The organism is Amycolatopsis sp. NPDC003676 (genome assembly GCF_053587275.1).
Genome location: NZ_JBSFNS010000174.1, coordinates 1 through 12,218, shown reverse-complemented (window position 1 = coordinate 12,218; position 12,218 = coordinate 1). Strand labels below are relative to the sequence as shown.

General features: G+C 69.6%; 11 protein-coding genes. 7 read left to right on the top strand and 4 right to left on the bottom strand.

Annotation, left to right across the window (positions count from 1 at the left end; all coding sequences use genetic code 11):
• Positions 1 to 511: 511 nt before the first annotated feature.
• Entirely contained in the window at positions 512 to 1,432 is a 921-nt protein-coding gene (locus ACWDNU_RS43025) for a universal stress protein (RefSeq protein WP_449673095.1), read from the top strand.
• Here the strand turns inward: ACWDNU_RS43025 and ACWDNU_RS43020 are convergent.
• Positions 1,429 to 2,031 carry an endonuclease gene (locus ACWDNU_RS43020; RefSeq protein WP_449673094.1) on the bottom strand — a complete coding sequence of 201 codons (603 nt, stop codon included), beginning with the start codon at positions 2,029 to 2,031 and terminating at the stop codon, positions 1,429 to 1,431. The two genes, ACWDNU_RS43025 and ACWDNU_RS43020, sit on opposite strands and share 4 nt — an antisense overlap.
• Before the next feature lie 34 nt (positions 2,032 to 2,065).
• A complete protein-coding gene (locus ACWDNU_RS43015; RefSeq protein WP_370937821.1) occupies positions 2,066 to 2,500 on the bottom strand; it encodes an ATP-binding protein in 435 nt (144 codons plus the stop codon).
• Positions 2,501 to 2,639: 139 nt separating this feature from the next.
• On the opposite strand from ACWDNU_RS43015, the gene ACWDNU_RS43010 reads away from it, so the two are divergent.
• Positions 2,640 to 3,113, top strand: coding sequence for a hypothetical protein (locus ACWDNU_RS43010; protein ID WP_449673093.1), 474 nt, complete (start codon positions 2,640 to 2,642; stop codon positions 3,111 to 3,113).
• Positions 3,114 to 3,440: 327 nt separating this feature from the next.
• Here ACWDNU_RS43010 and ACWDNU_RS43005 read toward each other — a convergent pair whose 3' ends face one another.
• On the bottom strand, positions 3,441 to 5,996 hold the full coding sequence (locus ACWDNU_RS43005; protein ID WP_449673092.1) for a polynucleotide kinase-phosphatase: 2,556 nt from the start codon (positions 5,994 to 5,996) through the stop codon (positions 3,441 to 3,443).
• Positions 5,993 to 7,402 carry a 3' terminal RNA ribose 2'-O-methyltransferase Hen1 gene (locus ACWDNU_RS43000; protein WP_449673091.1) on the bottom strand — a complete coding sequence of 470 codons (1,410 nt, stop codon included), beginning with the start codon at positions 7,400 to 7,402 and terminating at the stop codon, positions 5,993 to 5,995. Before ACWDNU_RS43000 ends, ACWDNU_RS43005 begins: the two co-directional genes overlap by 4 nt.
• Positions 7,403 to 7,571: 169 nt before the next feature.
• On the opposite strand from ACWDNU_RS43000, the gene ACWDNU_RS42995 reads away from it, so the two are divergent.
• The 5 genes from ACWDNU_RS42995 to ACWDNU_RS42975 form a co-directional block, all read left to right on the top strand.
• The gene (locus ACWDNU_RS42995) at positions 7,572 to 8,171 is read left to right on the top strand and encodes a permease-like cell division protein FtsX (RefSeq protein WP_449673090.1); all 600 of its coding nucleotides are present in this window, start codon (positions 7,572 to 7,574) and stop codon (positions 8,169 to 8,171) included.
• 112 nt (positions 8,172 to 8,283) lie between these two features.
• A complete protein-coding gene (locus ACWDNU_RS42990; protein WP_449673089.1) occupies positions 8,284 to 9,027 on the top strand; it encodes an IclR family transcriptional regulator in 744 nt (247 codons plus the stop codon).
• Positions 9,024 to 9,959: a formimidoylglutamase gene (hutG, locus tag ACWDNU_RS42985; protein WP_449673088.1), complete on the top strand. Its 936-nt coding sequence runs from the start codon at positions 9,024 to 9,026 to the stop codon at positions 9,957 to 9,959. The genes ACWDNU_RS42990 and hutG overlap by 4 nt, the downstream gene beginning before the upstream one ends.
• 1 nt (position 9,960) lies before the next feature.
• A complete protein-coding gene (locus tag ACWDNU_RS42980) occupies positions 9,961 to 11,442 on the top strand; it encodes an ABC transporter substrate-binding protein/permease (protein ID WP_449673087.1) in 1,482 nt (493 codons plus the stop codon).
• Positions 11,442 to 12,218 (top strand): amino acid ABC transporter ATP-binding protein (locus ACWDNU_RS42975; RefSeq protein ID WP_449673086.1); only part of this gene is annotated, 777 nt, incomplete at its 3' end. The genes ACWDNU_RS42980 and ACWDNU_RS42975, both read left to right, overlap by 1 nt.

Sequence of the window (12,218 nt, the reverse complement as noted above, 5' to 3'; positions counted from 1 at the left end):
CGGGCCGAGCCGGGTCGGTCCGGTCGGCGGGTGCGGTGTGCGGTACGTGAGGGGAACCCTGAGGGAATCAGATTCCCTCAGGGTTCCCCTCACGTACCCGCGGAACCAGCGCGGGCATCGATCAGGCCGCCTCGCGTGCGCCTCTCTTGCTTGCTGAACAGCGGGTTGCCGAGCTGAGGGCGCGAGGCGGAGCACTGGCTCGGTTTCGACGCCGTCCGCGGGATCCGACGTGTCCGGCGGCGGCCCATCGGGTACCCCTCGGATTCGAGCCGACCGAGGAAGGAGCCCGTCATGGTGCACCCCGTGCCGCCCGGACCGGAGCCCGTCCCGTCGCCGCCGCCACCGGTGCCGCCCTTCCCGCCGGAACCGGCCCCGCCGCCGCGTCCCGGGCCGGGTCCGCTGCCGCCGCCGGAACCGCCCGTACCTCCCGACCCTCGCTGACCAGCCGTCGGCCCGATTGCCGTCCGAGGCGATCGGGTACCTACCGGAAAGCGCGCGAACGGAGGCGGTGATGGACGAGGCGAACCAGGCCGAGCCGGGAGTCGTGGTCGGGGACGACGGTTCCGCCGGCGCCCGCTTGGCCGTGGACTGGGCCGCCGCCGAGGCGGAGGCGCTCGGGACGTGCCTGGTCCTCGTGCGGACGATGACGCTGCCGATGCCGAACGTCGATTTCGTGCCCGGCGTGATCACCCCGGTCGCGGGCGAGATCGTGGCCGATCAGTCCGTTGTGGACTACGCGGAGAAGGAGCTGGCCGACGTCGCCGCCGAGGTCGGCCGGAAGCGGCCGGGGCTGCCGGTGCGCACCCGGGTGCGGTTCGGGCGGGCGAGCTGGGAGCTGGCGGACATCGGGCGGCAGGCGGAGCTGATCGTCGTCGGCGCGTCCGGGCGCGGCGGGCTGCCCCGGCTGCTGCTCGGGTCGACCGCCTCGCAGGTGGTGCACACGTGCGCGCGGCCGGTCGTCGTGGTCCGTCCGGCGAAGGAGAAGACGCGGCGGGTCGTCGTCGGGGTGGACGGGTCGCCGTCCAGCGTCGCGGCGGTGCGGTACGCGTACGACTTCGCCGACCGGCACGGATGCGCCTTGCACGCGGTGCACGTGTGGTCGGAACCGCCGGAGGACGTCTTCGGCCCGGCCCGCTCCGGCGGCGAGGGGCAGCAGAGCCCGCAGGACGAGGGCGAACGGCTGCTCGCGGAGGCGCTGACCGGTCTCGGCGAACGGCATCCGGACGTCGTGGTGCAGCGGGAGGTCGCGCTCGGCAGCGTGGCGGAGGTGTTGCTGGACCACGCCGAAGCGGCGACGCTGCTGGTGGTCGGCGGGCACGGCCGAGGTGCGCTGCGAGGTGCGTTCCTCGGGTCGGTGAGCCACGCGATGGCCTATCACGCGCCGTGCCCGGTCGCGATCGTGCGGCAGGGCGTCGAGGAACACCCGGCCTAGCGCTGCAGGCTCCGTCGCACCAGCGCTGCCGCGAGCCGGGCCGAATCGTCGCCGGGCACCAGTTTCGCCAGGCGTTTCGGGTCGGTGGGCAGACCGGCTTTCTTCGCGCCGGCCAAGGCCTTCCGATCGAAATACGGCCGCAGCCATGGCCACACTGCCTGTGCTTCGCGGCAAAAGATCTGCGCGCCCGTCGGGCCGATCCGGGGAAACTCGGTGATGAGTTTTTCCAGCCGTTGCGGATCTTCGTCGGCGGCGTCGGCCATGCGGCGCAGGTCGTCGCCGTAACGGTCGCGGATGAAATCGGCGCCTTCGCCGAGGTGTTGCGAAGTGCTTTCGTCATACCGGACGTAGTGAGCGCGGCCGAGCGCGTCGACGCGTTGCTGCCACGTGGAATCGCGCATCGCGGCGGGGGAGCGCCAGCCGGACCGAGACAGTTCCCGCGCGGCGGCGACGGCGATGTCGGCGCTGATCCGCGTGGAGAGCAGCGTCGTGAGGACCAGCAAACGGTACAGCGGTTGCGGTTTGTCGGCCAGCTTGATCCCGGCGTCCTCGGCGAAAGTCGTGCCGTGGTCGGCGAGAAGTTCGTCCACTCGGCGCATGCGGGCCGGATTCCCGTTCGGAGGCAAGCGAAACTCAGGGCTCCCAGCGGAGCGGCTCCTTGGCGAATTCGACGCAGAGCCGCCAGCCGTCGGAGCCGGGCGCGGGTTCGGTCCAGGCGTCGAGCGAATCGGTCAGCGCGCGCAGGATGTGCCAGCCGACCTCGTCCGGTCCGGGCGGGAACGCCGACGTCGTCGTGGTGGTGACTGTCACGGTCATGCGGCCCGCGCAGCGGAAGGCGCATTCCAGGAACGCGCCGTCGTCCGCCCGTCGCGCCTGGGCCGCGACCGCTTCGTCGACTGCCAGCCGGAGGTCGGCGACCTCGTCGAGCCGGAAATCGGCCGAGGAGGCGATGTCCTCGGCGACCAGCCTGGCCAGGAACAGCAGCTCCCCGTTCGCCCGCAGGCGCAGCTCGACCACTGGCGCAGCCGCGGTGAGCATGCCCGTTCCGTCCGCATCGCGCTGAACCATGGACTGCGGGTTACCCGGTGCGGCGGCAGGTCAATCATCACCCGCCGGATGCATGCGGAGCACCCGAAAGGCCCCGTTTCCGGCACCGCGCCAGGGGTAACCGGAGGACCGGAGCACGGCAGGGAAAGGAGCACCCGGCATGAGCACCAACGCCTATCTCTCGTTCCTCGCGATCGGGATCGCGCTGGTCCTGGTGGACGGCCAGATCATCTACCGCAGCGGCCGCCGGTACCTCGCGAACGCCTACGGGGACCCCGGAGCCGGCGCCTCGATGACCCGCCTGGTGACCGTGTTGTTCCACCTCGGGACGCTGGGCATCCTGGCCTTGATCTCGACGGTCGACATCGGCGGGAGCGACCTGCCCGGCGTCGTCGGACGGCTGGGCGTGCTGCTGCTGATCCTGGCGCTGGCCCACGCCGCGACGCTCGGCGCGCTGGCGCGGATCCGGGGCGAGCAGGACGTGGCCGACGCGATCGCGCACCGCGACGAGCGGCTGGCGCGGCGGTCGGAGACGGATCTGCAGGCTCCGACGGTGACGCCGGTGCCTGGTCAGGAGGGGCGGCATCCGGATGTGAGTCCGTCGTTGGAGCAGCGGTCCCCGTACACGGCTTGAGTGACGGCAATTGAGGGCTGACCGGTGCGGATTCCTCGTGCGAGTACTGCGAAATGTGCTCGCGTGCGCGCGATGTCGGCCTCGGCGGGTGTGGCTCGCCGCGTGTCGTCGGGTTGTTGATCCTGGCTCACGCGACGAGCGGCTGGCGCGGCGGTCGGAGACGGATCTGCAGGCTCCGACTGTGACGCCGGTGCCGGGTCAGGAGGGTCGGCATCCGGATGTGACCGTCGTTGGAGCAGCGGTCCCCGTACACGGCCTGAGCGACGGCAAACCGGTGCGTTTTCGCGAACCCCGCGAAAACGCACCGGTTTATGCCGCCCGCACTGTCTACAAGCGAGGGTCCACCGGCTCGGATTCCAGTGCCAGCACGGCGAAAACGCACTCGTGCACGCGCCACATCGGCTCGTCGCGGGCGAGCCGGTCCAGAGCTTCCAGGCCAAGGGCGTACTCGCGCAGCGCCAGCGAGCGCTTGTGCCCGAGGCCTCGTTGCCGCAGCCGGGACAGGTGGCGTTCCTCGGTGTAGTCCGGGCCGTAGATGATCCGCAGGTACTCGCGCCCGCGGACCTTCAGCCCCGGCTGCACCAGGCCGCGCGATCCGCGCACCAGGTTCGCGGCCGGTTTGACCACCATGCCCTCGCCGCCCCGCGCGGTGAGGGAGGTCCACCAGTCGACGGCCGCCGCGACGGAGGCGGGATCGGTGGTGCTGACCGACACCCGCCCGGTCGGGGCGAGGAAACCGTCGCTGCTCTCGACGAGCCGGTCGGCCAGCGTCAGGTGCCAGTCGTGGCTTTGCTGGTGATGCGCGTGCCCAGCCGACGCCAGCACCTGGAACGGCGCGAAACGCACACCGTCGAGGCCGTCGGTCGGCCAGCAATAGCGCCGGTACGACTGGGCGAACGCGTCCGCGTTGGCTGCGCGGGAATTCGTGCGCTCCAGCAAAGCCGACACGTCGAGGCCCGAGGCATCAGCGGCGGCTAGCGCGGTCGCGGCTGCGGGAAGCGCCGAGCGGGCGGCAGCGCCGACAGCCGCGTACTGCTCGCGCAGCAACTGCTCGGCTTTGACGCTCCACGGCAGCAGTTCGCCGTCGAACAGCAACCAGTCCGAGCCGAGTTCGTCGAACAGGCCCGCCTTTTCCGCGGCAGCACGGATCCGATCGACCACTTCGGCGGTCAGTGTTTCGGTGAAGAAGTGCCGTCCGGTCCGCGTCCACACCGCGCCCAACGCGTCGCCGGGCGCGCCGAAGCGGGCGCGGGCCGCGTCGAGCGAGCGGCACACTAGTGCGACCGCGCGCGAACCCATGTGCTTTTCCTCGCACACCACAGAATCCACGCCCTCCGCGCGGAAGTAGTCGAACGCTTGGCTCGGGTGCTCCAGCAATCCGTCGGCCGTCGCGGTGGCGACCGGCGACATCGTCGGCGGCAGGTAGACCAGCCAGCGCGGGTCGATCGCGAACCGCGACATCACCTCCAGCGCCGCCGCCGCGTTCTCCTCGCGGACGCCGATCCGTTTCTGGTACGCGGTTTCGATCACCCGGCGGCCCAGGACGTCAGTGACGTCCAGAACGCCCGGGTCGCGGTGTGCGACCGGCTCCGCGGCCGACGGGTTGGCCGGGAACGGCTTGGCGGGCTCGTAATAGACCTCGGCCGCCGGGACCGAGACGATCTCCTTTTCCGGATACCGCAACGCGGTCAGGGTTCCGCCGAACACGCACCCGGTGTCCAGGCACAGAGTGTTGTTCACCCACTCCGGCGAGGGCACGGGAGTGTGCCCGTAGACGACCATCGCGCGGCCCCGGTACTCGTTCGCCCACGGATAGCGCACGGGCAGGCCGAATTCGTCGGTCTCGCCGGTGCTCTCCCCGTACATGCAGAAGCTCCGCACGCGTCCGGACGCGCGGCCCTGGAAGCGTTCGGTGATCCCCGCGTGCGCGACGACCAGCTTGCCGCCGTCGAGGACGTAGTGGCTGATCAGACCGTCCATGAAGTCGTGCGCCTCAGCGCGGAATTCGGCCGGTTCGGCGGCGAGTTGCTCCAGCGATTCCGCGAGCCCGTGCGTGACCTGCACATTCCGGCCCCGCAACGCGCGCAGCAGCTTGTGCTCGTGGTTTCCGGTGACACAGAAGGCATTTCCGGCGCGCACCATGCCCATCACGAGCCGCAGCACGCCCGGCGTGTCCGGACCGCGGTCGACGAGATCGCCGACGAACACCGCCCGCCGCCCCGGATGTTGTGCACCGATCGCGCGGCCCTGCTCGTCGCGCTCGATGGCATAACCGAGTTCGGTGAGCAGCGCTTCGAGTTCGACACGACAGCCGTGGATGTCGCCGACGATGTCGAACGGTCCGGTCTCGTGCCGCAAGTCGTTGTACAGCGGGACGCGCGTGATCGTCGCTTCGTCGGCCTCCTCCGGGGTGCGCAGGACGTGCACCGTTCGGAAGCCCTCCTTCTGCAGACTGCGCAACCCGCGGCGCAGCTGATCGCGCTGCCGCCGGATCACCTGCGCGCCGAAGGTCCGGTCCACGCGGCTTTCGTTGCGCGCGGCGCAAAGCGATTCCGGCATGTCCAGCACGATCGCCACCGGCAGCACGTCGTGCTCCTTGGCCAGCGCGACCAGCGATTTGCGCGCGTCAGGCTGCACGTTGGTCGCGTCGATCACGGTCAGCCGCCCGGCGGCGAGCCGTTTGCCGACGATGTAGTGCAGGACGTCGAACGCGTCCTTGGTCGCGGATTGGTCGTTCTCGTCGTCGGACACCAGCCCGCGGCAGAAGTCCGACGAAATGACCTCGGTCGCCTTGAACTGCGCGCGGCCGAAGGTCGATTTTCCGGACCCGCTCGCGCCCACCAGCACGACGAGACACAGGTCGGGAATCTCAAGCGTGCTCATGCCGCACCGCCTTTCGTGAACAGGGCCAGCTGCGTCGCCGGGCCGACTTCGGGGTCGTCGGAGCCGACGGGCAGCATCCGCACGCTGTAGCCGTGGTTGCTCGCGACCCGGTCCGCCCAAGCGCGGAACTCGGCGCGGGTCCACTCGAAACGGTGGTCCCGGTGCCGCAGCTTGCCCGCGGGCAGCGACTCGAACCGCACGTTGTACTCGCGGTTGGGCGTGGTCACGACGACCGCGCCCGGCGCGGCGAACTCGAACACCGTCCGCTCCAGCGCTTGGAGCCGCGGCGGGTCGACATGCTCGACGACTTCCATCAGCACGGCCGCGTCGAGCCCGGCGAGCCGGTCGTCGCGGTAGGTGAGCGAGGACTGCAGCAGCTCCAGCCTGGCCCGCTCCCGTTCGGACATCCGCTCCAGCCGCAGCTTCCGCGCCGCGACCTGCAGCGCGCGAGCCGACACGTCCGCGGCCACGATCCGCTCCACCGACTTCTCGGCCAGGAGGTCGCGCACCAGCGCGCCCTCGCCGCAGCCGAAGTCGCCGACCGAACGGGCGCCCAGCGACCGCAGCACGGCCATGATCGTGCCGCGCCGCTGCTCGGCCAACGGCACCGGACGGTCCGGCACCTCAAGAACGGCCGGCGCGGCGAGCGCGTTGTCGATCTCCTCAGGCTCCGAATCGTCCACTTCGGCCAGCCGGGTCAGCGCGGCGGTCGTCAAGGCACGGCGGTGCGCGAGATAGCGGCGGGTGATGAGCTCCTTCTCCGGATGCCCGGCGAGCCAGTCGCCGCCGGCTCGCACGAGCTTGTCGATCTCCTCTTCGCTGACCCAGTAATGCTTCGCGTTGTCCAGGACCGGCAGCAGCACGTACACGTGGTTGAGCGCGTCGGCCAGCCGGAGCTCGCCGGTCAGCCGGAGGTCGACATAGCGCGAATCGCCCCACTGCGGGAATTCCGGATCGAGCGGGAGCACGGTCGCCTCGACCGTCCAGCCGAGGGGCTCGAACATCCTCCGCACCAGGTCGGTGCCGCCCGGGCACGCGGGCACCCGGATGTCCAGCGGAATCGGCCGGGCCGCCAGCTCCGGATGCGACTTGCACCGGCCGGTGAGCGCGGTGCGGAAGACTTCCTTCAACGCCACCGAAAGCAGGCTCGACGCCGCGTACGGGCGGTCGTTCACGTACTGGCCGAGGGTGAACCCGTCGCCGGAACCCGCCTTGCCGCGCACCAGAGCCACTGGGTCGACTTCGAGCATCAGCGCGGCGGTGCACCGCTCGTCGGACGCCTCGGGGTAGAAGACGTGCGCTTGCCCGGCGGAAAGCTCGAACGACTGCACCCGGCCTGGGTGCTTGTGCAGCAGGAATCCCAGGTCGGAAGCGGGCTGATGGGTCGTGGTGACTGTCAGGAACACGAGAGGGGAGTATTCCGTACGGCATTTGTCCGTGTCGCGGGAGTTTCCGGTGCTCAACACCGTGCGGGGGCGGGATGTGCCGAACGCCGCATTGCGGCTTTTGTCCGTAACGGCGGGGTCCTCGTGCCCGATCATCAGGGAACCGCGAACCGTGCCCTATGGAAACGTCATGAACACCCGGGATTCCGGTGGAGAAAACGAGCCCGGGAAACCGGAGGCCCCGCCGTCGGCCCTGCTGTCGCACCGGTCGCGCCCGGCTCGCTGGTACCGGCTGGCGATGGCAGCGGTCGTGCTGGCCGCCGTCGCCGTGCTGGGCGGTCCGGCCTGGTGGCTGCTCGGCGGACGCTACCTGGGCGGGTATGCGTTGCCGGACGGTGCGATCCCGATCGGCGACCGCGACGTCTGCGCCAACACCGTGACCGTCATGCTCGGCACCGATGCCGAGATGGCGGCCGTCGCCCGGGCGCTGCGCGGCGACCCCCGGGTCCTGCGGTCCTACACCGAGACCAGACAGGACGGCTACGCGAGGTTCCGGAAGTTGTTCGCGAACGAGCCGGAGCTGCTGGAGCTGACCAGCGCGGACACCATGCCGTCCTTGGTGACCGTGGTGCCGATCGACCAGACCGGCACCGAAGTCCTCGCCGAGCAGTTCCGCGTCCAGTTCCCCGAGGCGCGGCGAGTCAGCGAGAGCACCGAGTTCGTCAGCAGGATCGCCGGGCCGGACTATCGGGATCCGACCTGTCCGCCCAGCGGAGAACGCTCTCGCTGAGGGGCGGGTCCGCCCGCTTCGCTCCGCACACAGCCAATCACCGGGAATAAACTTCCCATTAACTGGGAATACCCGCTAGGAACCCGCTGGACCGCGACGTAGCGTGCGCGCCATGACAAGCGCGGATGCCAACCGGAAGGCCGGGACAAGGGCGGCGCGGATCCTGGCGGTGTTCGCCGAGCGGGAGAGCGCCACGGCGGAGGAGATCTCCGTCGGCACGGGCATTCCGTCCAGTGCCGTGTACCGCTACCTGACGACGTTCGTCGAGATCGGCCTCGTGCACCAGGCGCGCACGCGCGGCCGCTACTGCGCGGGCTCGCTCACCGTCCAGATGGCCGAGAACTACCGCCGCGAGGCGCTCGGCCAGGGCGGCGTCAAGCGGCGGCTGCGGCAGCTCGCGGCCGACACCGACGAGCTCGCCGCGTTCCTCATCGCTCGCGACAACGACGTGCTCTGCGTCGAAGCGGCCGAGGGAACCCGCGTGATCCGGTGCAGTTTCTCGCCGGGGCTGAGCAAGCCGCTCGTCTTCGGGGCGAGTGCGCAGGCTTTGCTGGCGTACCTGCCGGAGGACCGGGTCGCGGCGACCGCCGCGGCGCACGGGCTGAGCGGCGAACAGGTCGGGAAGCTGGAGAGCGAGCTGCGCCGGGTGCGCGACCAGGGCTTCGCGGAGAGCGTCGGCCAGGTCGATCCGGGGGTGTGGGGCGTGAGCGTGCCGGTGCTGGACCGGCATCGCCACCTTGTCGGCACGGTGAGCACGATGGCCCCGGATTTCCGTGTGCGCCCGCGCCGCGATTCCCTCGTCACGCTCACCCACGCCGCCGCGCAGGACATCAGCCGATTGCAGGAGCACGTGTGAGCACCACCCCATGGACCGGCCGCGAGGACGGCAGCGGTCCGGAACATCGCCGATGGCACCACGCCGTCAACGAATTCTCCGGCGGCCCAGGCGTTTCGCTGCTCGGGTTCGCCAGCGACGCCGGAGTCCGGCGCAACGGCGGACGCCCGGGAGCGCAGGCCGGGCCCGAAGCGATCCGTAAGGCGCTGGCGTCGTTCGCGATCCAGCCCGAGTTCGTGATCAGCGACGCGGGCGACGTCTCCGTCGAGGGCGATGCGTTGGAAGCGGGGCAGGAAAACCTCGGCGAGCTGGTCGCGAAGCAGCTCAGCGACGGAAATTTCCCGCTGGTGCTCGGCGGCGGCCACGAAACGGCGTACGGCTCCTACCTCGGCCTCGTCCGCAGCGGCCTGCTGGACGGCCGCCGCCTCGGCATCCTCAACCTCGACGCGCACTTCGACCTGCGGACCGCCGACCGCGCGTCCTCGGGCACCCCGTTCCGGCAGATCGCCGCCCGGGAAGCCGAACGCGGCGCGGAATTCGCCTACGCCGTGGTCGGAATCAGCGAACCCGGCAACACCGGCGCGTTGTTCGAGACGGCCGCGGAACTGAACGTCCGCCACCTCCTGGACCTCGACTGCCAGGAACGCCATCTCGATAGAGTTCTCGACTTCGTCCGGGCCTTCGTCGCGGACGTCGACGCGCTGTACCTGTCGATCGATCTCGACGTGCTCCCCGCCGCGCAGGCGCCAGGGGTCAGCGCTCCTTCGACCCTCGGCGTACCCGCCGCGGTCGTCCTCGAGGTGTGCCAGCTGGTCGCGAGAGACCCGAAGCTCGCCCTCGCCGACATCACCGAACTGAACCCCGTCTACGACGTCGACACCCGCACAGCCCGGATCGCGGCCCGCCTCGCGCACACGCTCGTGACGAGCCGTCCGGTCCCGGAAGGACATTGAAATGCCCCCTCAGCGAATCTGGCCGCGGCTCGGCGCCGTGCTGCTGGCCTGCCTGCTCGCGTTTTTGCCGACGAGCGCGGCGATCGCGGCCGAACCACAGGGCGGGAAGCTCGCCGCCCTGCGGTCCGGGCAGACGACGCTCCGGGTCGGCACCGACGCGACGTTCCCGCCGTTCGAGTTCACCGACGCCAAGGGCGGCCAGCTCGGCTTCGACATCGACCTCGTCCGGGCCCTCGCGCAGCGGGCGGGCGTCAAGAAGGTCGACTTCGTCCAGATGCCGTTCGGCAACATCGTCCCGGCGCTGCAGGCGAACCAGATCGACGTCGGCGCGTCGGCGATCTACATCAGCCCCGCGCGGCAGAAGGCCGTCGACTTCTCGGACATCTACTACCCGGGCGGCCTCGCGGTTTTCGTCTCCGACAAGGACAACTCCGTCGGTTCGCTCAAGGATCTCGCCGGCAAGCGGGTCGCGGTCCAGGTAGGCACGAAGTCGGTCGACTGGCTCACCCAGCACCAGCCCGCCGCGCAGCTGATCACGGCGCAGACCAACGAGCAGATGTTCTCGTCGGTCAAGCTGGGCCAGGCGGACGCCGTCGTGACCGGGGCTCCGGCCGGCAAGTACTTCATCGCGCAGCAGGGCGGCCTCAAGCAGGTCGGCGACCGGCTGACCGAAGAGAACTACGGCTACGCCTTCCAGAAGGCCGACACCGAACTGCGGACCGCGTTCAACACCTCGCTCAAGCAGATGCACGACGATGGTTCGTACAAGCAGGCCACCGAAAAGTGGTTCGGCGCGGAAAGCACCGCGGCGAAGTCGGGCGGGCACTCGCTGTTCAACTTCTCCACCATCGTCGATTCCTCAGGACAGCTTTGGCAGGGCTTGCTGGTCAGCCTTCAGGTGATTCTGCTGGCGCTGGCGTTGAGCCTGCTGCTCGGCACGCTCGGCGGATTCGCCAAGCTCAGCAAGATCGCGCCGATCAGGTGGATCGGCAACGTCTACGTGTCGGTGATCCGCGGGACGCCGTTCGTGGTGCAGCTGTTCTTCATCTACTTCGGACTGCCGCAGCTCGGCGTGCAGCTTCCGCCGATGACCGCGGGAATCATCTCGCTCGGCCTCTACAGCGGTTCGTACGTGACCGAGATCTTCCGTGGCGCAGTGCAATCGATCGATCGCGGCCAGCTCGAAGCGGCGCGGTCGTGCGGCATGTCGCAGGTGTCGGCGATGCGGCACGTGATCATCCCGCAGGCGTTCCTGCGGATGCTTCCGCCGCTGGGCAACGAACTCGTGTCGCTGACGAAGAACTCGGCGCTGGTGTCCTTCGTGACCATTCACGAGCTGTTCCTGGTGGGGCAGACCATCATCTCCCGCACCTTCGACGCGCTGACCGTGTACCTGTTCATCGGCCTGCTGTATTACCTGCTCACCAACCTGATCAGCTTCACGACGCGCACCCTTGAGAAGAAGATGGCGGTGTACATCTGATGGCACTCCTGGAAGTCCACGGCCTGACCAAGTCCTACGGCGACGTGAAGGTGCTCGACGGGATCGACTTCGCGATCGAACCCGGCCAGGTGGTCGCGGTGATCGGGCCCAGCGGCGGCGGCAAGTCCACCTTCCTGCGGTGTCTCAACCTGCTGGAGACGCCGACGTCGGGCAGCGTCTCGTTCGACGGCGAGGAACTGACCGGCCGCGGCGTCGACCTCGACCGGCTGCGGTCCCGGATGGGCATGGTGTTCCAGCATTTCAACCTCTTCCCGAACATGACCGCGCTGCGCAATGTCGTGCTGCCGCAGATGAATGTGCTCAAGCGGAGCAAGGAAGAGGCCGAGGCGAAGGCCCGTGCTCTGCTGGAGCGCGTCGGCATGCTCGAACGCGCTGGCGCTTATCCGAACCGGTTGTCCGGCGGGCAGAAGCAGCGCGTGGCGATCGTTCGCGCGGCTGCGATGGATCCGAAGCTGATGCTGTTCGACGAGCCGACGTCGGCGTTGGACCCTGAGGTGGTGCAGGACGTCCTCGACATCATGTCGGAGCTGGCGAAGGACGGGATGACGATGCTGGTGGTCACGCACGAGATGGGGTTCGCGCGCAAGGTCGCTGACCGGGTGGTGTTTGTGGACGGCGGGAAGATCGCTGCGGACCTGCCGCCGGCCGAGTTTTTCTCCGACAGCAACGCGAACCCGCGCGCTCAGGCTTTCCTGCAGAAGGTGAGCCGCGAATGTCTTCCTGACCTCGGAGGAAACGCCGTCGTGACGCAACCG

Coding starts and splice junctions, on each gene's coding strand:
- ACWDNU_RS43025 (WP_449673095.1), top strand. CDS start 512: ATGGACGAGGCGAACCAGGCCGAGCCGGGAGTCGTGGTCGGGGACGAC.
- ACWDNU_RS43020 (WP_449673094.1), bottom strand. CDS start 2,031: ATGCGCCGAGTGGACGAACTTCTCGCCGACCACGGCACGACTTTCGCC.
- ACWDNU_RS43015 (WP_370937821.1), bottom strand. CDS start 2,500: ATGGTTCAGCGCGATGCGGACGGAACGGGCATGCTCACCGCGGCTGCG.
- ACWDNU_RS43010 (WP_449673093.1), top strand. CDS start 2,640: ATGAGCACCAACGCCTATCTCTCGTTCCTCGCGATCGGGATCGCGCTG.
- ACWDNU_RS43005 (WP_449673092.1), bottom strand. CDS start 5,996: ATGAGCACGCTTGAGATTCCCGACCTGTGTCTCGTCGTGCTGGTGGGC.
- ACWDNU_RS42995 (WP_449673090.1), top strand. CDS start 7,572: ATGAACACCCGGGATTCCGGTGGAGAAAACGAGCCCGGGAAACCGGAG.
- ACWDNU_RS42990 (WP_449673089.1), top strand. CDS start 8,284: ATGACAAGCGCGGATGCCAACCGGAAGGCCGGGACAAGGGCGGCGCGG.
- ACWDNU_RS42980 (WP_449673087.1), top strand. CDS start 9,961: ATGCCCCCTCAGCGAATCTGGCCGCGGCTCGGCGCCGTGCTGCTGGCC.